This is a genomic window from Leeuwenhoekiella palythoae (assembly GCF_900130045.1).
GTDB lineage: Bacteria > Bacteroidota > Bacteroidia > Flavobacteriales > Flavobacteriaceae > Leeuwenhoekiella > Leeuwenhoekiella palythoae.
The window spans coordinates 312,473-333,018 of record NZ_FQXT01000002.1 but is presented as its reverse complement, the minus strand read 5'-3'; the positions used below and the strand labels follow the sequence as shown (position 1 = coordinate 333,018).

Here is a 20,546-nt window from a genome sequence, read left to right as displayed (position 1 = left end):
ACTTCATACGCCTTATCTAAAGCTTAGCGTGTTATAATAGTCTTAAGGTTTTGTACTATTCTAATTTTATTTTGTGTAATTCTTTTCTCTACAAACAAAATTTTCTCAGACAGAAAATATTAACTTGACCTAATGCAAGATCATCATTCCATCTCTGTTTATAACGCCTCTGCCGGCGCAGGTAAAACTTTTGCGCTCGTCAAAAATTACCTCACCATTCTTTTTAGCAGTAAAAACGACTTTAAATACAGACGCATTCTGGCAATTACCTTCACCAATAAAGCGGTGGCCGAAATGAAGCTTCGAATTATTGAAAATCTAGAAGCTTTTGCTCAAAGTGATGAGCAAATTGAAGAAGATGCGATGTTTAACGCCATTGTTGAAGCCACCGGTCTTGCTCCGGGGGAAATTCAGCTTAAAGCAAAACGTATTCTAAAACATATTGTTCAAGATTACGCTTCTTTTGACGTGGTGACTATTGATAATTTCACGCACCGCATCATTCGCACGTTTGCATACGATTTGAAAATTCCACAGAATTTTGAAGTCGAATTGAACACTCAGGACATCTTAGAACAAGCTGTAGATAACCTTATTGATAAAGCCGGTAGGGATCAGTTGATCACCAATGTACTTCTGGACTTTGCCTTTGAGAAAATAGATAATGACAAAAGCTGGGACATCTCAAGAGATTTTTATGAGATCAGTAAACTTTTGCTCAGCGAAAACGACCGTGAGTATCTAAAGAAAATTCAGTCGAGGTCCCTGGAAGATTTTGCTGCTTTAAAGAAGCATTTCAACACATCCCGAAATGAGAAATCAAAAGTAATCGTTGATAAAGCACAGCGCTTGCTGCAGTTTATTGCTGAAAACCAATTGGAACACGCTCATTTCACAAGAAAATATTTACCCAACGCCCTCAGCAAAATAGCTGAAGCTGATTTTAACGTGAATTTTGATACGAAATGGGTGCAAAACTTAGGGCAAGAACCTTTATATACAAAAACCCAAAAGGAAGGCATCAAAGCTATTTTAGACCAAATTGCACCAGAAATCACCTTACAGTTTAATGCAATAAAGGCGTTGATCCTTCAGCTGAAATTAGAAGACGAACTTTACAAAAAAATCACGCCGCTATCTGTACTGCAAAGTATTCAGCAAGAAGTGGAAAAGATCAAATCTGAAAATAATTTGGTTTTGATCTCAGATTTCAACGAACTCATACATAAAAATATAGCGAATCAACCCACACCTTTTATTTACGAGCGCTTAGGAGAACGTTATGAAAATTATTTTATAGATGAATTTCAGGACACTTCGGTTTTACAATGGTCTAACATAGTGCCTCTGATAGACAATGCCGTTAGTACCGCTCAAACCGAAACACTTGCTAATAGCCTGATGATCGTTGGCGATCCTAAACAAGCTATTTATCGCTGGCGCGGTGGTGAAGCTGAGCAATTTATAAGTCTCTCAAAAAATGAGAATAATCCCTTTCAGAATCAAGATAAAAAAACCATTACCCTTCCCCATAATTACCGCAGTTATGATCAGGTGATCGATTTTAATAATTCGTTTTTTACTCAAGTGGCAAACAACTTTGCCTATCCGGAATATAAAGAGCTCTATCTATCGGGTAATTCCCAAAAACATAATCATCGCAAAGGAGGTTATGTGTCAATAAATTTCATTGAAGCTGACAAGGCTGAAGAAGCAAAACCTTTATATCTGGACGAGGTAGTGAAAACCGTAAACAGTTGTGTTGAAAACGGATTTCAATTACACGAACTGTGCATATTAGTTCGTCGCAACGCAGAAGGTATTGAAATCGCACAGCGCTTACAAGAAGAAACTATCCCGGTGATCTCCAGTGAAAGCTTATTGCTGAAGCAATCACCACAAGTTCAATTTATTGTTGATGTTTTACACTATACCGTAGAGCCGAATTCAAGGGCCATTAGCATTAAAATATTGACCTATTTGGCCGAAAACTATTTTGATCTTGCAGATAGCCACACGTTTTATAAAAACCATTTAGAATCAAACGGCCCAACTCTATTTAATCAAATTTTTCCTGATACTTCGCGGTTTGATTTTGAACAATGTGCGTTGCTTCCTATTTATGAATCTGCAGAGTATATCATCAGAGCCTTTGATCTTCATCAAAAAGGCGGAGCCTATCTTCAGTTTTTCTTAGATGCTGTATATGATTTTTCTCAAAAGCATTCGGGCGGAATTCCAGAATTCATCACGTGGTGGGACCGCAAGCAAGATAAATTGAGCATAAGCACTCCGCCCGCATCCCAAGCGGTACAAATTATGACCATTCATAAAAGTAAAGGTTTAGAATTTCCGGTGGTAATTTACCCTTTTGCTCACACCGAATTGTATGATAACCGCTCAGACTCCTACAATTGGTATCTCCCGGAACCAGAAGAATTCTTAGGCTTTGAGGCTTTATTAATTGGTCAAAAAGCAGAGCTCACCTCCTATAATGAGCAAACCGCAATGTTGTATGAATATAAGCGTATGCAGCAGCAACTGGACACCATCAATGTCTTATATGTCGCACTCACGCGAAGTGTAGAGCAACTGCACATCATTACCAAAACCAGTAAAACAAAAGGAGAACCAAAGAATTTCTCTGATCTGTTTATTCAATTTCTAGAACAGCAACAGCTCTTTGATAGCAATCAAAACGTTTACACATTTGGAAGCGCTTCTCGCGTTTCTCAACCGAAGCGTTTAAAACAAGATGCTGCGTTTCTTGATTTAATAAGTACTGCGAAGGAAGATCATAATCTAGCGATTGTAACTCAGGCTGAAGCCCTGTGGGATTTTGAAAGAAAGGAAGCCATAACTTTTGGAAACATTATTCACGAACTGATGGCTGACATAAAATCTGAAGCAGATATTGAAATAGCCATCAAACGGGCACTCACCAGAGGAATGATTGAAAACGATCAAAAAGAAACCTTGCAGGCACAGCTACATCGTCTTATTTCAGACTTAAAAGCGCACGGATTTTTTGATAACAGGCATACGGTTTTAAATGAGCGCGCAATACATTTAGAAGGTCAGATGATACGACCTGATCGTGTAGAAATTGATAAAGACAATAATGTTTGGCTGCTGGATTATAAAACCGGAAGTCCTAATGTTTCCCATAAGGATCAATTAGAATTATATGTAAAAAGCTTGCAAAAAATGGGGCTTCACATTAAAAAGAAAGCTATAATTTACTTAAATGCACCAGAATCTGTAGTGTTGATTTAACAATTTATAAGTATTCCTACAAAGTAAATCGCTCATTTTCAACATCATCCATAGAATTACCTAACTACCTTATTTTTAGGTGTTAAGGATGTGAATCCTCATTAATTTTACTATGAACTTCTGTTAAACAGCTATTTGTGCTTGGGTATTACTCACAATAAAGGTTTAATAAAACTTTATCACTTGTCGTTTTGTCGGTAGATTTTAACAAACTACTTTTACCCCGATAATTGTTAACACAACCAAACCGATATGATTAGAAATACAAGTTTGCTACTTATACTTGTTGCCTTATTTGTGGGTTCACAAAACGCAACAGCACAAGACGAAAATAATCCTTGGTATTTAAGTGTTGGTGTCAATGCAGTCGATACATACCCTGTATGGCCTGGAGAACGCCCAACGACCGGAGGATTCCCAAATGAATTTTACAATGTAGATGATCACTGGAATATACTTCCTTCGATTTCTACAATTTACGTAGGCCGCTACATTGGAAGCGGTTTTACTTTTGGAGTAAGAGGTTCTCTTAATAAGATTGAAAAATTAGGAGACGCTCCAGCTAACGACCTTGCATACTACGCAGTTGATGGTATGTTCTCTTACAGTTTCAAAGATCTACTTTTTGGAGAGGACAGCTGGTTTGACCCATACCTAGGCGGTGGTGGTGGTTACGTGTTTATTGGTGATATGCCAAGCCACGGAACTTTAAACGGTACAGCCGGATTAAAACTCTGGTTAAGCGACAACTTCAACATTAACCTTTCATCTACTTACAAGCACGCAATGGAAGGGTACTATACCAGACATATGCAGCACACTGCAGGTATAGGTTTCTCTTTTGGCGGAACTGATACTGATGGTGACGGAATTTATGATGACGTAGATGAATGTCCAGATACTCCAGGTTTAGAAGAGTTTAATGGATGTCCTGATACTGACGGTGACGGAATTAAAGATTCTGAAGATGAATGTCCTGAAGTTGCTGGTCTTCCAGAATTTAACGGATGTCCTGATTCTGATGGTGATGGTATAGCTGACCCGGAAGATGAATGTCCAGATGTTGCTGGTATTGCTGCTTTAAACGGATGTCCTGACGCTGATGGCGACGGAGTTAAAGATTCTGAAGATGAGTGTCCTAACGAAGCAGGTCCTGCTGAGAACAATGGTTGTCCTTATGAAGATCAAGATAACGATGGTGTTTTAGATAAAGATGATGAGTGCCCAACTGTACCAGGAACTGTTGCAAACAATGGTTGTCCAGAAGTAACTGTTGAAGTACTTGAAGAAATCAATGTTCAAGTAAGAACTGTATTGTTTGACTTGAATAAAGCAACCATTAGAGCTGAGTCTTACGAAACTTTAAATGCAGTTGCAGAAACTATGAAAGAATATCCTAATACGAGATTCTTAATTGAAGGTCATACTGACAGCCAAGGTTCTGATGCTTATAACTTGAAACTTTCAGATGAAAGAGCTGCTTCAGTTAAAGATTATTTAATTAAACAAGGTTTACCTGCATCACGATTATCTTCAGAAGGATTTGGAGAATCTAAGCCGGTTGCAACTAATGCTACTGCCGCTGGTAGACAGCAAAATAGACGTGTAGAACTTTCACTTATAGAATAATGTAAAACAACTGTTATAATTCTAGCAACAGATTCAGGTCTAAAATGATTCAATTTTAATGTGCACTGATGATTTTTATTAAATTTGACTTTGTTGCTAGATTTTAACAAATTACATTTGCTTCAATTAACACTTAAATTTTACTTACTTAACATGAAAAATCTTACTAAATTATTTCTGTTTGCAGTTTTGACCTTCGTGGGTCTTAACACTGCAAACGCACAAGACAAAAACAACCCTTGGGCTGTTAGTATTGGTGTAAATGCAGTGGATACTTATCCTGTATACCCACCAGACAACAGACCTTTAACTGGAGGTTTCCCTGATGAGTTTTACAACGTAGAAGATCACTGGAACATTCTTCCATCTGTATCTACACTTTACGTAGGTCGTTACATTGGAGCAGGTTTTGCTCTTGGTGTTAGAGGATCTATCAACAAGATTGACAAAATGGGAGATCTTCCTGTTGATGATTTAGCGTACTACTCTGTTGACGGTATGTTCTCTTACAGCTTCCGTGATGCTCTTTTTGGAGAAGGCGGTTGGTTTGACCCATACCTAGGTGGTGGTGGTGGTTACGTGTTCATTGGTGATATGCCAAGTCACGGAACTCTTAACGGTACTGTAGGTTTAAAGATCTGGTTAAGCGATAACATCAACCTTGATTTATCTTCTACTTACAAGCACGCAATGATGCCTGGTACTTACTACACAAGACACATGCAACATATCGTAGGTGTAGGTTTTGCATTTGGCGGAACTGATACTGACGGTGATGGTATCTATGACGATGAGGATGAGTGCCCAGAAACTCCAGGTTTAGAAGAGTTCAACGGATGTCCTGACACTGACGGTGACGGAATCAAAGATTCTGAAGATGCTTGTCCTGAAGTTGCTGGTCTTCCAGAATTTAACGGATGTCCTGATTCTGACGGTGATGGTATTCCTGACAATGAAGATAACTGTCCAGATGTTGCTGGTCCTGCTGCAACTAACGGTTGCCCAGATGCTGACGGTGACGGTGTAATTGATTCAGAAGATGAGTGCCCTAACGAAGCTGGTCCTGCTTCTAACAATGGTTGCCCATTTGCAGATAGAGACGGTGACGGTGTAGCTGACAAAGATGATAAGTGTCCAGATGTTGCTGGTCCTGCTTCTAACGACGGCTGCCCAGAAGTTGATGCTGCTGTATTAGAAACTTTAAATGGTGAAGCTGGTCGTATCTTATTTGATACTGATAAAGCTACAATCAGAAAGAGCTCTTACGAGACTTTAACTAGAATTGCTAACATCGTTAAAGAATATCCTACTGCTTCTTTTGAAGTTGAAGGTCACGCTGATAGCCGCGCAAGTAACGCTTACAACATGGATCTTTCTGAAAGAAGAGCTCAATCTGTTGTTGATTACTTAACTAGTAAAGAAGGTGTAAACGGTAGCCAGCTTTCAATCAAAGCTTACGGTGAAGAGAAGCCAATTGCTCCTAACACTACTGCTGCTGGTATGCAACTTAACAGACGTGTAAAACTTACTTTAAAGTAAGAAACACTTCAGATTAAATTCTGAAATATATAAATGGAAAACGCCCTGAATATTCAGGGCGTTTTTTATTTTTAGTCTATGACTACATTTATTGATGAGGTAATCTCAAACCTTTTAGAGGCCTCTCCTTCTCTTACTCAAACCGTAGTGGTGCTTCCTTCTCGGCGTGCCGGAAACTTTTTTCTGCAAAGCTTACAACAGCAATTAGGTGATACGGTTTGCTTTCTTCCGCAGGTTATAAGTATCGAAGAACTTGTTGAAGAAATCTCCGGTTTAACTAGTGCCTCGCAAACGCAATTACAAATTGAGTTATACCACATTTATCAAACGGTTTATGAGGGTGAAACTCCCGATCCCTTTTTAAACTTTTTAGGATGGGGACAAACCTTATTAGGCGATTTTAATGAAATTGATCGCCACTTAATCGATACGAAACCCTTTTTTAATTACCTCTCTGCAGTCAAAGAATTAAACCACTGGTCTACAGATCAGGATTCTCAACTGATTTCAAGTTATCTGACTTTTTGGAAGTCGATCAATAAATATTACGATCGCTTTCAAGAACATCTGTTGCGCTTAGGCTTAGGCTATCAAGGAATGCTTTATCGCAAGGCGGTTGAAAATTTAGAACCTTTTCTAAATGCAAATCAATCGCAGAATTATTTGTTTTGTGGATTCAACGCTCTTAATGCTGCCGAGCAAAAGATCATCACCCGATTTCTAGAAATTCCTTCGACTAAAATTTATTGGGACATAGATCCTTATTTTTTAGATGACGATAATCACGTTGCAAGCAAATTCATCAAATCTTATATGAAACGCTGGGCAACAAATGCTAAACAAAATCTATTTTTCCCAAAATCTGAAAGCAATTTTAATACGACCAAAACCATAACTGCAACAGGAGTTGCACAAAACATTGGCCAGGTTAAATACGTAGGACAATTATTAAATTCATTAGATGCCACAGCATTAAACAACACAGCAGTTATTCTTGGCGATGAGGCGCTCCTTCTGCCCTTACTAAATTCCTTACCGGAATCTGTAACACATTTGAATGTTACTATGGGATTACCTCTAGAACAAGTTGCTCAGGCCGCTTTTTTTGAAAGCTGGTTTCAAATGCACATCAATCGTCAAAATAACGGCTATTACTATAAAGATATTCTTGCTGTGTTAGACCAGCAATATGCCATCCTTTTACTCGATAAGGAACGCGAACTTTTAAAAAAATCAATCACCGAAAAAAACCTAATTTACCTAGATCCACTGCAGCTTTTAGGTGATCAGGCATCTGCACATTGTGAGTTGTTATTTAAAGATTGGGTAAACGATAGTAGCATCGCAATACAGCAAATTCTAAGTAGTATTCAAGAGCTTAAAGAGCTACTTTATCCTAAAAAGAACTGGCTACAACTTGAATTTCTCTATGCGTTTCTGGAAGTTTTTACTCGTTTGAAAAACTTAAACGAAACCTACGCTTACCTCGGCGATTTAAAAACCTTAAAACAGTTTTATAAAGAAATCCTGAGTCAAGAAACGCTGGATTTTAAAGGCGATCCTTACAAAGGATTACAGATTATGGGAGTGCTAGAATCTCGCGTGCTCGATTTTGAACACATCATCATTACCTCCCTTAACGAAGGCACTTTTCCGTCTGGTAAAAGTCAAAATAGTTTTATTCCGTTTGATTTAAAGATCGAATCCAAGCTTCCAACCTATCGCGAGAAAGACGCAATCTATGCCTATCATTTTTTCAGAATCCTGCAACGTGCAGCTTCTGTAAACCTGATCTACAATAATGAAGCAGGCGGACTCAATAGCGGTGAGAAAAGTAGGTTTTTATTACAGCTGGCCACAGACACTTCTGCTAACTATAATTTTGTTGACCAGAGTGCTGCAGCTTCGGTAGCTGTTGAACCTGTAGCCCTAAAACAGATCAAAAAAACTGCGGAAATTATTGAAGCCCTGAAGAAGCACGCGGCTTCCGGATTTTCACCTTCGGCTTTATCCACCTACATTAGAAATCCTATTGATTTTTATTACAATTATGTCCTGGGCATTGAAGAATTAGATGCTGTTGAAGATGTCATTGCCCACAACACATTGGGTACTGTTGTGCACGAAACATTAGATCAGTTGTATCAACCTTATTTGAACACCCAACTCAGCAAACCTATACTGCAAGCCATTCGAGCCAAAGTTGATGCCGAAGTAAGCCGGCAATTTGAAAAAAACTACAATGCGGTTAATATTAAAACCGGTAAAAACCTCATCATTTTTAATGTAGCCAAGCAGTTTGTACATAATTTCTTAAATCAAGAATTGCAACGCATTGAAGCCGGAGATGAAATCATCATTAAAGCCCTCGAAGCAAAACACGTAGCACAATTAACCCCTGAGATTAAATTGAAAGGAACCGTTGACCGCATAGATGCCGTGAACGGAATAACTCGAATTCTGGATTATAAAACCGGAAAGGTCGAAAAAGGCCAACTTGTTATTAAAGATTGGGACGAATTAATTACAGATTACAAAAAGCAATCTAAGGCCTTTCAAGTTTTGTGCTATGGGCTTATGATCGCCAAAAATGAGGGGCTGCCCGCCAATTGTGAGGCCGGTATCATTTCCTTTAAAAATTTAAAATCAGGCTTTTTAAAACTTACGGAAGACCGAAACACCATACTCTCCCAAGAACTTCTACAAACTTTTGAAAAATACCTGCTACAACTCATCGATGAACTCTTGAATATTGATATGCCATTTATGGAAAAGGAGGTCTAGCCATCTCATAATTTAAGAGAGAAGTTGGCTTTAGCTGCTGCTTAAATTTTAAATTTGGATCAGCAGATCCTTTCAAGTGGTTTTCGGTGGGATAACTTTTTTAAAGTTCAACTACCGGCAATACTTGCAACGAATCGTCTGAGTAGAGCTCCAAAACCGCTATAAATTGAATGGATCTAACAATTAAAGTAAAACCTTTTAGTTAATGAATAAAATGAAAAACAAAATCGCTGCGGCCCTTCTCATAATTGGCGGATATGCAGGAATCAACGCGCAAGAAGTGCAAAGCAATCAATCGCTTTTTGATGAATTTTTAGATCACAACGGAAATGAATTCCGCACAGCTACCGGTAAACCGGGAGAAGACTATTGGCAAAATGAAACCGATTATAAAATCGAAGCTACGCTTGATGATCAAGCGCACACGATCACCGGGAAGCTCACTTTAGAATATACCAACAACAGTCCTCAGGAGCTTGATTTCATCTGGATGCATCTAGAGCAAAATCGCTTTACAGCAGATTCTCGCGGAACGCTTACCACTCCTATTAACGGCAATCGTTACAATGGGGATGTAGATGGCGGATACACCATCACCAATCTAGAGGCTAAAGTAAAACGCAGTTCTTCATCAAAACATATCATTACAGACACGCGTATGCAGGTCTTTTTTGACGAACCCATTCCGGCAGATGGTGGTAAGGCGACCGTTTCTATGAACTTTACCTATAAAATTCCGGTGAAAGGAATGGACCGTATGGGCCGTCTGGAAACTGAAAACGGTACCATCTATGCCTTGGCGCAGTGGTTTCCACGCGCGGCAGTTCTTGACGATATTGAAGGATGGAATATCGAGCCGTATCTAGGTGCCGGTGAATTCTATCTCGATTATGGAGATTATGATTTTAAAATCACTGCTCCTTACAATCACATCGTAGTTGCTTCCGGCGCTTTGCAAAATGAAAGAGACGTACTTTCAGCAACACTTCGCGATCGTATGGAAAAAGCAAAAAACAGCGACGAGACGGTGATGCTGGTAAAAGCAGACGAACTCGACGATATGTCGTTGAGAGCAAAACAAAGCGGTACACTCACGTGGCATTTTAAAATGGAAAACACCCGCGATGTTGCTTTTGCTTCTTCTAAAGCCTTTATTTGGGATGCAGCAAAAATCAACTTACCTAGCGGAAAGAAAGCGTTGGCACAATCAGTTTACCCTATTGAAAGTGATGGTCAAGGCGCTTGGGCACGTTCTACAGAATACACCAAACATTCGATTGAAAACAACTCTGAGATGTGGTTTGAATACCCTTATCCTGTAGCTGTAAATGTTGCTGCAGACATCGGCGGAATGGAATATCCCGGTCTTAGTTTTTGTAGTTGGAAGTCTACCGGAGCCGGATTATGGGGAGTAACCGATCACGAATTTGGTCACAACTGGTTCCCGATGATCGTTGGTACAAACGAGCGCCGCTATGCTTGGATGGACGAAGGTTTCAATACGTTCATCAATCACTACAGCTCAAACAAATTTAATAACGGCGAATATCCTTCTAACCTCAATCAAACCCGAAATGCGCTAGGTTGGTATACAAATCCTAATCGTGAAGGGATTGACACCTATCCTGATGTAACTAACTTAAGAAACTTAGGGATGATCGCTTATGCAAAACCAGCACAAGGTTTATTTATGCTGCGCGAGTATATTTTAGGACCGGAGCGCTTTGACAACGCCTTTAAATCTTACATTAAAACTTGGGCATACAAGCATCCACAACCACGTGATTTCTTCAATCATATGGAAAATGTGGCCGGTGAAAACCTAGCTTGGTTCTTTAAAGGTTGGTTCTATGGAACCGGTAATATTGATTTAGCGGTAAATAGCGTGCGTCAATATCAAGGTAATTATGTGATTAGCCTTTCAAACAATGGTGATATCCCAATGCCGGTAAAAATGCAAGTTACTTTTGCTGATGATACTACTCAAATGGTAGAACTTCCTGTTGAGATCTGGCAAAGAGGTAACGACTGGAACTATCTTTTGGAAACAAATAAGGAGGTTTCTAAAGTAGTTATTGACCCTAGCAAAATGCTTCCAGATGTCAACTTCTCTAACGACAGTTGGCCGGTAGCACAGTATCAAAACTAAGTTTAATTTTTAAAAGTAAAACCCCGAAGGCTTAAACCTTCGGGGTTTTTTATGCGATTACAAGAAGTGTAACAATTTTCGTTTTTACCTACCTATAGTTTAAATCATCAACATCAATCAAATTATGGAAACTCAAACCAACAACCTTAACACCTACCGCATACTTTACATCATAAAAGGCATCTTCAACCTTCTAGGTGCAGTTTTCTTTATAGGTTATGGCTTCTTTATGAATTTTATTTTTACTGAAGTAAACCAAAATGCCGAGACGCCTTTTGATATGTCTACCTTTTTCGGCATCATTTGCGGAATAGGCTTTGTCGTGAGTTTAATTTTTGGGATTGTAACCCTTATGGGCGCTAAATACATTGGTGAAGCACGTAATTATACCTTTGTGCTTATTGTTGCCATTCTCAATTGCCTTACCGGTATTTTAGGAATTCTTCTGGGAATCTTTTCAATTATTGAGATCAACAAGCCGCACGTAAAAGCCTTATTTGACCAGAATAAATAGAATCGAAGCTTTTAAATCTTGATTATTCAGTAAAAGCTGTTTTCATAAAGCGCTTTAAAGATTTATTTTATCTTTGTTGCTTCAATCACAGGCAATGAGGTCTGCCTCAAACCGCTTCTTAGCAAGCTGATGACTTCTACTTAACCGGCCCGCAAACGCGAGGTCAAAGTAGAATCATTTATATACGGCAGTATGAACTTAGACAAATTCAAGCGCTCACTCACTTCAATCGAGCAAATTCCTTCTCTGGTTTATCTTTTTAAATGGATTATTATCTGCACCTTGATCGGGGCGATTGCAGGCAGTATTTCAGCATTTTTTCTCCTCAGTTTAGAATGGGCGACCAATTATCGAGAAGCACATTTATGGATTATTGCGTTGCTTCCTATTGGCGGTTTCCTTGTTGGTCTTTCTTATCATCTCTATGGAAACAGCGTCGTAAAAGGAAATAACCTGTTGCTGGAAGAATTTCATACGCCTAAAAAAGTGATTCCGTTTAAAATGGCGCCATTAGTACTATTTGGCACCATCGCTACGCATCTTTTTGGAGGTTCGGCCGGTCGTGAAGGTACCGCAGTACAAATAGGTGGCGCAGTGGCCGATCAGTTTACCAAAATTTTTAAGCTGAATAATCAAGACCGAAAAATTCTACTCATCGCCGGGATAAGTGCCGGTTTTGCTTCGGTTTTTGGAACACCGCTCGCCGGAGGGATTTTTGCTCTGGAAGTACTTATTCTTGGAAGAATTCGGCTAGATGCTATCGTACCGAGTTTTCTTGCCGCCGTGCTTTCCGATTATTTCTGCCAAGCCTGGAATGTGGGTCACACGCATTATCATATCAATTCAATTGCCGAAATGAACCCGGCCAATCTATTATGGGCGCTTCTCGCCGGAATTATTTTCGGTTTGGTGAGTATGCTGTTCTCAAAAAGCACACATTTTTGGAGTTCGCAATTCAAAAAATATATTAAGTATCCGCCGCTAAGACCTTTTATTGGAGGTGTTGTGATCGTCATTGCAGTGTATTTAATAGGCACCACAAAATACATAGGTCTTGGAGTTCCCACCATTGTGGATTCGTTTAGCGAAGCGATGAACAAATATGATTTTCTAGTCAAAGTATTGTTCACATCATTTACGCTTGGAGCTGGTTTTAAAGGTGGCGAGGTAACTCCCTTGTTCTACATTGGTGCAACTTTAGGAAATGCATTGATCTGGTTTATTCCCTTACCGATGGATCTTCTCGCAGGTATGGGCTTCGTTGCTGTTTTTGCCGGCGCGACCAACACACCGATTGCATGCACCATTATGGGTATCGAACTTTTTGGGATTGAATCTGGCGTGTTTATCGCCATCGCGTGTAGCACGGCTTACCTCTTTTCTGGTCATTCAGGAGTTTATGCTGCGCAAATCATCGGAAGCCCTAAGAACAAGAACTACGATAGCGAAAAAGGCAGTTTGCTTTCTGAAATCAGCGAGAAAAGAGCAAATAAAGAGCTTTAATTCTTCGCAAACACTTCCGGCTTTCTAAGGTATGCCGCAAATAGCGTACTCATTAGAATAAGCATTAATACTTCGGCGGGTTTACCTTTATACAGGTGAATGCCAATAACCGGAAGCATATAAAGCGAAAGCATCGTTACGCCCCACAGCATTGTTTTATGATAATAGAATAAGGTAAGCCCCGTAAGAATAAAAACTCCTGCGGTAAGCATCACCGCACTGCTTTGTACAATTTTCCCTGTTTGATTAGGATCAAGCAATTTGTCAAGCGCCGTTGGAACATAAAAAACAGCGAGCAACACTGAGGGTAAGTAAATTAATATGGAAATTAATACGGGTTTGGGGTTCATCTTGCGTGTAGGTTAGTTTACGAGCTGCTAATACCAGCTCAAAATGTATAACGCAAAGTAAATCAACATCGTATAAAATCAAAAACCTGAAGCAGAACTGCTTCAGGTTTTCTTTTGTGGAGAAGATGGGATTCGAACCCACGACCTCTTGACTGCCAGTCAAGCACTCTAGCCAACTGAGCTACATCCCCATTTTTTTGCGCCAACGCCTTCCGGCAGCGCTCTTTAAGTATTTCTCACGCGTGCGTGCCTCTATTTGGGTTGGTTGCTCTTCAGAGTAAATTCTCTTCCAAGGCCGGAAAGGCTTAGTGGAAGTTACATTTCCTCTATTGTGTTCTAAAAGTCTAGCATCTAAATTTTGGGTAAAACCTACATACTTTCTTCCAGAGCTTAAACTCTCTAAAATATATACAAAATACATTCTACATACAGTCTTGCACTCCCCGCCCGAACCGAAAAGGTACGTTCGGGCGGGGAGCCAACTGAGCTACATCCCCATTTGGAGGGCGTAAATATAACCAAATTCCTTAATAAACATTCCAATTATCATTTTTGCTGCTGATGCTTTTTACATTCAGCGTAAATGCCTCATTTTTGCAAAAAACCTCCCTAAATGATACGACCCGCTACTTCTGCAGATGTTGATGAAATCTTACAAGTTACTGCCGCCTGTGCAAAAGCAATGATCGCCAATGGTATTTACCAATGGAATGAACACTACCCGTCGCGCGCAGCTTTTGAGGAAGATATTAAACGCAACGAACTTTACATCTACACGCAGCAAGAGCGTATTCTGGGTACTGTTGTAGTTTCCACTTTGAAAGATGAGATTTATGAGGAAATTACCTGGCTGACGCCTGCTGACGCCCGCTGTATCTACATTCATCGGCTGGCGGTTCATCCTGAAGCGCAAGGTCAGGGAATCGCACAGCAAATGATGCAATTTGCAGAAGATTATGCTCGAGAGCATGGTTTTGCTTCCGTTAGGCTAGACACCTTCAGTAAAAATGAGAGGAACAATATTTTTTATACTAAACGGGGTTATCAAAAGCTTGACCCGGTCTATTTTCCTAAGCAAAGTGAATTTCCGTTTTACTGCTACGAACTCGTGCTGTAAATACCGGCTTTAGAAATCTTATTTTCGCTTTACGCTAAAACTCATGACCGCAACCAATCCGCTTTCTTTTAAAAATATAAACCGTCTTGCTGTTCCGGCATTATTGGCGGGTATTGCAGAACCTATACTTTCTGCTACAGATGCGGCTGTGGTGGGCAATGTGCCCGATAATGCTACGGAAGTCCTCGCCGCTGTGGGTATTGTGGGTTCGTTTTTGTCAGCGCTTATTTGGATTTTAGGCCAAACGCGTAGCGCATTGCAAGCCATCATCGCCCAGTATTATGGCGCTGATAAAATTGACGAGATCAGTACACTTCCGGCGCAGGCGATCTATTTCAATATCCTGTTGAGTATTGTGATCTTGGTCACCACACTTCCCTTTATTGAAGCTATTTTTTCACTTTACAACGCATCCGGACTCATTCTCGACTATTGCGTGCAGTATTATTCCATTCGGGTTTGGGGCTTCCCACTCACCTTATTCACCTTTGCTGTTTTTGGCATTTTTAGAGGATTACAAAACACCTTTTGGCCCATGGTCGTAGCGCTTATTGGAGCCGGCGTAAATATTCTGCTTGACTTTATTTTGGTCTATGGAATCGAGGGCTACATTCCCACAATGCAGATTGAAGGTGCTGCGTATGCAAGTCTAGGCGCACAGGCGTTAATGGCGGTTTTATCACTCATTCTTGTGCTTATCAAAACCGATGTAAGCCTAAAACTCCGCTTCCCAATTCATTCAGAATTATGGAGGCTCGTGGGTATGGCGCTCAACCTTTTTGTGCGTACCATCGCTTTAAATCTCGCCTTGTATCTCGCCAATTCGTTTGCCACAGATTATGGCGCTTCCTACATCGCGGCACAAACTATTTTGATCAACATCTGGCTATTTTCGGCATTTTTTATTGACGGATATGCCGCTGCCGGAAATATTCTTGCAGGCCGTTTTCTAGGCGCTAAAGATTACACAAGTCTTTGGGAAATGAGCAAAAAGCTGAGCAAATATAGCTTGATCATCGCCGGCGGATTGATGCTTATCTCCGCCTTTTTATATGAACCTATCGGATTAATTTTCAGCAAAGAACCCGAAGTGATCGCACGATTTACAGCGCTGTTTTTTGTGGTAATTCTTATGCAGCCTTTAAACGCCCTCGCCTTTATTTTTGACGGAATCTTTAAAGGAATGGGCGAAATGAAATACCTGCGCAACGTGCTGATGGCCGCCACATTTCTGGGCTTTGTTCCCGCTATTTTTATAGGAGATTATTTTGGCCTGAAACTCTACGCGGTCTGGATCGCCTTTTCCGTTTGGATGATGGTGCGAAGCGGCGCGCTGATTCTCAAATTCAGAAAACGCTTTAAACCAAAAGTCGCTTAAAAAGCTATCGGGTCTTTAACCAGCCTGTAATGCTCAAGCGCTCTGAAGCCAATACCGGCTTTACCTCGTGCTCCAGAATTTGACTTTCAAAAATCACCACGCGCCCGGGTTTAGGAATAATATCAAGCGCACGTTCTCCGTTTCCTTCAGGTAAATAGATCGTGAGTTCGCCTCCATTGCTCGCCACCCAACTGTCGTCGTTTAAATAACAAACCATCGAGAGTTTACGGCGATCGTCATTTTGAAAGGTATCCAGATGCCTTTTATAGAAAGTACCTTTGGGGTAAATCGCATAGTGAAATTCCGTCTGAAGAATTCCTAAAAAACACGTGCGGTTTAGATAAGCAACGAGATCATTGATCTTCTCAAAAAACAGACGTTCTTTAGGTCTCGCTTCGGCTTCATTGATCCATTTAATAAAGTCTCCTCGAATGGTCTTATCGGTCTCTTCATTAAACTTGTTGCCAATGGCTGCCTTTTTAAAACTGTCTGCCTCGTAAACTTCCTTTAGCGATTGTCTTAATTCGTCAATTTCTTCCGAAGAAAAAAAGTCATCAACAATAGCATAATTACATTCTAGTAAATCTGTGATTACCTGCTCGTAGGCTGGGTTTTCAATAAAATCTACCTGCTCAAAAAGCTGCGTGTTCATAGGCGTCAAAATCCTCAAAAATGAGATCGAGAATTGCGCGCAAATAACGCACAAAAAACATTGCGAAATTCGCAATTTTCAAGCCCTTGATTATTTTCTAGGTACGGCGCTTAGACTTTGTTACTTTTGCCTAATTAATCATATCATTTATGGATATTTTACAGTTTTTAAGCGGAACCGGCATATACTTGATCTTTGCGATTGCGCTCATAGTAGTGGTTTTGGTTAGAAAATTTAAAAAGTAATTATGAGCAACATACGCATCACCAAACAGTTTTCTTTTGAAACCGGTCACGCGCTTTACGGCTACGACGGTAAGTGTCGCAATGTGCACGGGCACAGTTATAAGCTTTCGGTAACAGTGATTGGGACGCCTATTTCAGACAACAACAATGTGAAGTTTGGGATGGTGATCGACTTTGGTGACCTAAAAAAAATTGTGAAAAGTGAGATCGTAGATGTGTTTGACCACGCCACGGTTTTTAATAAAAATACGCCGCACGTTGAGCTGGCCAAAGAGCTTTCAGACCGTGGACACAATGTGTTGTTAGTTGATTATCAACCCACCAGCGAGATGATGGTGATTGATTTTGCTGAAAAAATAAAGAAACACCTTCCGGAAAACATCACATTATTTTCACTGAAATTACAAGAGACCGATACCAGTTTTGCCGAATGGTATGCCGCTGATAACGCATAAATAATTGCACGGCTTTCACCCTCTATTATGAGTCAACCCATAGTACAAATAAATATTCCTGAAGGGAAAAAGGTGTATTTCTCAAGTGATAACCATTTGGGCGCACCCACTGCTGAAGCGAGTAAACCCCGCGAGAAAAAGTTTATCGCTTGGTTAAGCGCAATCGAGACGGATGCTGCAGCGATTTTTCTATTGGGCGATCTGTTTGACTTTTGGTTTGAATATAAAACCGTGGTTCCTAAAGGCTTTGTACGTGTGCTAGGCAAACTGGCACAACTTCGCGATAAGGGTATCCCGATCTATTTTTTTGTGGGTAATCACGATTTGTGGATGAAGGATTATTTTAAGACCGAACTCGACATTCCTGTTTTTCACGAGCCACGCATTTTTAATCTGAATAACAAGCGCTTTTTTATAGGCCACGGCGACGGTCTGGGCCCTGGAGACAAGGGCTACAAACGAATGAAAAAAGTGTTTACTTCGCCGTTCTTTCAGTGGTTGTTTCGTTGGGTGCATCCTGATATTGGAGTGCGGGTCGCGCAGCATCTGTCCGTAAAAAATAAGTTGATCAGCGGAGAAGACGATCAAAATTTCCTTGGTGAAGAAAATGAATGGTTGGCTGCATACGCAAAGCGGAAATTAGAAAGCGCACATTACGATTACTTCATTTTTGGTCATCGGCATTTGCCTATGGAAATCCAGGTAGGTCCTCAATCAACCTACTACAATCTAGGCGATTGGATCTCACATTACACTTATGGCGTTTTTGATGGGAGCTCTTTTCAGCTGAAAGAATACAGCATTTAGTTTAAAGCCGTTTGCATAAAGAAATGCATTTCCATTCTTAAAATGGTCTGATCTAAAAGATCTTGAATCTCATAAACCTCATCACGACTTACCGCTAAATCTACATCCGGAGACGGAGTTTTGAGCAATAAGGAACGACATTCTCTTGGAGCAGGACAGTCTTTACAGGTGTATTGCGCTAAAGTATCTTGAGTTAAATGTGCAAATTCTTTAAGCTGATCTAGTGAGAAATAAAAACCCATATCCCTAAAAACGACCTGCGCTTTAATACTGCTATATTTTGAAGTTTTCCAGTAGAAGGAAATGCCACTATCGTTGCGGTAAATGATATCAATATGCTTCATAACCTAAGGTTTGAAACAAATATACTAAAGTTATTTAGAACAAATCTAAATAGAATGCTAATTATTCTTGTAGATCCCGAAGCTTCAACTGAATACTCTTAGTGCCATTCCATTCGTTGATATCTAAAGAATAAGCAGCTTTAAATGGCTTTCTATGCTGAATTAAATCACATTTGGAACCTAACCCAAAACCTATGGCGCCAATAGTCTGACTGTCATTTTGCTTTACGCTACACTTTAAATGCGTTTCATCTGCGCCTACGCATTTACCAAAACCGGTATCGGTAAGGTTTTTACTCATAAACACCGGTGTCATATTTCCCGGGCCATACGGCGCAAATTGCCGAAGAATACGGTAAAATTTTAGAGTGATGTCATCAAGTTCTAGCTCCGCATCAATAGTAATTTCAGGAATAAGCAAGCGCTCATCTATAGAACTGCCCACAACCTCCTCAAATTTATTTTTAAAACCCTCATATTGATGTTCGGCAAGAGTAAGTCCGGCAGCATATTTATGCCCACCAAACTGCTCTATATGCTCGCTACATTGCTCTAAAGCATCATACACATCAAAACCTTTTACTGAACGTGCGCTCGCGGCTAATTTTTCGCCGCTTTTCGTGAATACTAAGGTTGGCCGGTAATAGGTTTCGGTTAGTCTGGAAGCTACAATACCAATGACTCCTTTATGCCAATTCTCTTGAAAAACCACGGTGGTTTTTCGGTTTTCTTCCTTATTCGTTTCGATCTGCAATAAGGCTTCTTGTGTAATTACTTTGTCAAGATCTTTCCGCTCTGCGTTAAAACCTTCGATCCCTGAAGCCATTTCTTGAGCACGCTCATAATCTTGTTCTGTAAGTAACTCTACTGCGTGTAAACCATGTTTGATTCTCCCGGCAGCGTTGATGCGTGGTGCGATGATAAAAACAACATCGGTAATGGTGAGTTCGTCTTTATTCACATTTTCGATCAAAGCCTGAATTCCGGTACGTGGCAGCGTATTGATCACGTCAAGACCGTAAAATGCCAACACTCGGTTTTCGCCGGTAATGGGCACAATATCAGCACCTATTGCGGTTGCCACAAGATCCAGATAAGGTACCAAGGTTTTTACCGGAAGCCCTTTCTCCTGTTCCATTGCTTGAATCAATTTAAAACCCACACCGCAACCGCAAAGCTCTTTGTACGGATAATCGCAATCCTCTCGTTTTGGGTCTAAAACCGCAACAGCCTCCGGGATTTCAGCACCGGGGCGGTGGTGATCACAAATAATAAAATCGATCCCGAGTTTTTTAGCATAAGCTATTTTTTCGATCGCTTTTACACCACAGTCGAGCGCAACAATGAGCGTAATATCATTGTCGTGCGCATAATCAATACCCGTATAAGAAACACCGTAACCCTCGGCATAGCGATCTGGAATGTAGGTCGCCACTTGTGGGTGCAACGTCTGGAGATAACTACTCATCAGCGCAACACTTGTTGTCCCGTCTACATCATAATCCCCGTAAACCAAAATATTTTCATTTTGAGCAATTGCAAGATTAAGTCGAGCAACGGCCTTATCCATATCTTTCATCAAAAACGGATCGTGCAAATCATCAAGCGAAGGTCTGAAAAACGCTTTGGCTTTGTCATATGTGTCTATTCCGCGCTGAATTAAAAGCTGCGCGATTTTCTCAGGAATCGACAGTTGCTTTGCAAAAGCATTGATTTTTTCGGTTTCGGGAATAGGTTTGAGTGTCCATCGCATTGCTGCAACAAGTTTTAAGCGGGATTCGTATTCTCGTTGGTCTCAACCAAC

At 40.3% G+C, this 20,546-nt stretch carries 16 protein-coding genes, 1 tRNA gene and 1 riboswitch; of the genes, 11 read left to right on the top strand and 6 right to left on the bottom strand.

Annotation, left to right across the window (positions count from 1 at the left end; genetic code table 11):
- Positions 1-132: 132 nt before the first annotated feature.
- The 7 genes from BUA96_RS05005 to BUA96_RS04975 all read left to right on the top strand — a co-directional run bounded on the left by BUA96_RS05005 (position 133) and on the right by BUA96_RS04975 (position 13,394).
- On the top strand, positions 133-3,276 hold the full coding sequence (locus BUA96_RS05005; protein ID WP_072981023.1) for a UvrD-helicase domain-containing protein: 3,144 nt from the start codon (positions 133-135) through the stop codon (positions 3,274-3,276).
- A 255-nt stretch (positions 3,277-3,531) separates the two neighbouring features.
- Positions 3,532-4,905 carry an OmpA family protein gene (locus BUA96_RS05000; protein ID WP_072981776.1) on the top strand — a complete coding sequence of 458 codons (1,374 nt, stop codon included), beginning with the start codon at positions 3,532-3,534 and terminating at the stop codon, positions 4,903-4,905.
- Positions 4,906-5,058: 153 nt separating this feature from the next.
- Positions 5,059-6,444, top strand: coding sequence for an OmpA family protein (locus BUA96_RS04995; RefSeq protein ID WP_072981022.1), 1,386 nt, complete (start codon positions 5,059-5,061; stop codon positions 6,442-6,444).
- A gap of 78 nt (positions 6,445-6,522) precedes the next feature.
- Positions 6,523-9,228, top strand: a complete 2,706-nt coding sequence (locus BUA96_RS04990) for a PD-(D/E)XK nuclease family protein (RefSeq protein WP_072981021.1) — start codon at positions 6,523-6,525, stop codon at positions 9,226-9,228.
- Between the two features lie 205 nt (positions 9,229-9,433).
- On the top strand, positions 9,434-11,377 hold the full coding sequence (locus tag BUA96_RS04985; protein ID WP_084673060.1) for a M1 family metallopeptidase: 1,944 nt from the start codon (positions 9,434-9,436) through the stop codon (positions 11,375-11,377).
- Positions 11,378-11,501: 124 nt separating this feature from the next.
- Positions 11,502-11,891 carry a hypothetical protein gene (locus BUA96_RS04980; RefSeq protein ID WP_072981020.1) on the top strand — a complete coding sequence of 130 codons (390 nt, stop codon included), beginning with the start codon at positions 11,502-11,504 and terminating at the stop codon, positions 11,889-11,891.
- Positions 11,892-11,972: 81 nt separating this feature from the next.
- A riboswitch (Fluoride riboswitch) is annotated at positions 11,973-12,037 on the top strand.
- Between the two features lie 46 nt (positions 12,038-12,083).
- Entirely contained in the window at positions 12,084-13,394 is a 1,311-nt protein-coding gene (locus BUA96_RS04975; RefSeq protein WP_072981019.1) for a voltage-gated chloride channel family protein, read from the top strand.
- Here the strand turns inward: BUA96_RS04975 and BUA96_RS04970 are convergent.
- The 3 genes from BUA96_RS04970 to BUA96_RS04960 all read right to left on the bottom strand — a co-directional run bounded on the left by BUA96_RS04970 (position 13,391) and on the right by BUA96_RS04960 (position 14,165).
- Positions 13,391-13,744 (bottom strand): hypothetical protein, encoded by a 354-nt coding sequence (locus BUA96_RS04970; protein WP_072981018.1) that lies wholly within the window; start codon positions 13,742-13,744, stop codon positions 13,391-13,393. The genes BUA96_RS04975 and BUA96_RS04970 overlap by 4 nt on opposite strands.
- Positions 13,745-13,861: 117 nt before the next feature.
- A tRNA-Ala gene (locus BUA96_RS04965) sits at positions 13,862-13,935 on the bottom strand.
- Positions 13,926-14,165, bottom strand: coding sequence for a GIY-YIG nuclease family protein (locus BUA96_RS04960; RefSeq protein WP_072981017.1), 240 nt, complete (start codon positions 14,163-14,165; stop codon positions 13,926-13,928). The genes BUA96_RS04965 and BUA96_RS04960 overlap by 10 nt, the downstream gene beginning before the upstream one ends.
- Before the next feature lie 192 nt (positions 14,166-14,357).
- Between BUA96_RS04960 and BUA96_RS04955 the strand changes: the two genes are divergently transcribed.
- On the top strand, positions 14,358-14,861 hold the full coding sequence (locus BUA96_RS04955) for a GNAT family N-acetyltransferase (RefSeq protein WP_072981016.1): 504 nt from the start codon (positions 14,358-14,360) through the stop codon (positions 14,859-14,861).
- A gap of 43 nt (positions 14,862-14,904) precedes the next feature.
- Complete coding sequence (locus tag BUA96_RS04950) at positions 14,905-16,239, top strand: MATE family efflux transporter (protein ID WP_072981015.1); 1,335 nt, start codon at positions 14,905-14,907, stop codon at positions 16,237-16,239.
- A 4-nt stretch (positions 16,240-16,243) separates the two neighbouring features.
- Here the strand turns inward: BUA96_RS04950 and BUA96_RS04945 are convergent, their stop codons facing one another.
- Complete coding sequence (locus BUA96_RS04945; protein WP_072981014.1) at positions 16,244-16,891, bottom strand: 2OG-Fe(II) oxygenase; 648 nt, start codon at positions 16,889-16,891, stop codon at positions 16,244-16,246.
- 247 nt (positions 16,892-17,138) lie between these two features.
- On the opposite strand from BUA96_RS04945, the gene BUA96_RS04940 reads away from it, so the two are divergent.
- Together BUA96_RS04940 and BUA96_RS04935 are read left to right on the top strand one after the other, a co-directional pair.
- Positions 17,139-17,591, top strand: coding sequence for a 6-pyruvoyl trahydropterin synthase family protein (locus BUA96_RS04940; RefSeq protein WP_072981013.1), 453 nt, complete (start codon positions 17,139-17,141; stop codon positions 17,589-17,591).
- Positions 17,592-17,618: 27 nt separating this feature from the next.
- Complete coding sequence (locus tag BUA96_RS04935) at positions 17,619-18,398, top strand: UDP-2,3-diacylglucosamine diphosphatase (protein ID WP_084673059.1); 780 nt, start codon at positions 17,619-17,621, stop codon at positions 18,396-18,398.
- Here the strand turns inward: BUA96_RS04935 and BUA96_RS04930 are convergent.
- Together BUA96_RS04930 and recJ are read right to left on the bottom strand one after the other, a co-directional pair.
- Complete coding sequence (locus tag BUA96_RS04930) at positions 18,395-18,742, bottom strand: hypothetical protein (RefSeq protein WP_072981012.1); 348 nt, start codon at positions 18,740-18,742, stop codon at positions 18,395-18,397. The two genes, BUA96_RS04935 and BUA96_RS04930, sit on opposite strands and share 4 nt — an antisense overlap.
- A gap of 61 nt (positions 18,743-18,803) precedes the next feature.
- Positions 18,804-20,495, bottom strand: a complete 1,692-nt coding sequence (gene recJ, locus BUA96_RS04925) for a single-stranded-DNA-specific exonuclease RecJ (protein WP_072981011.1) — start codon at positions 20,493-20,495, stop codon at positions 18,804-18,806.
- Positions 20,496-20,546: the final 51 nt, after the last annotated feature.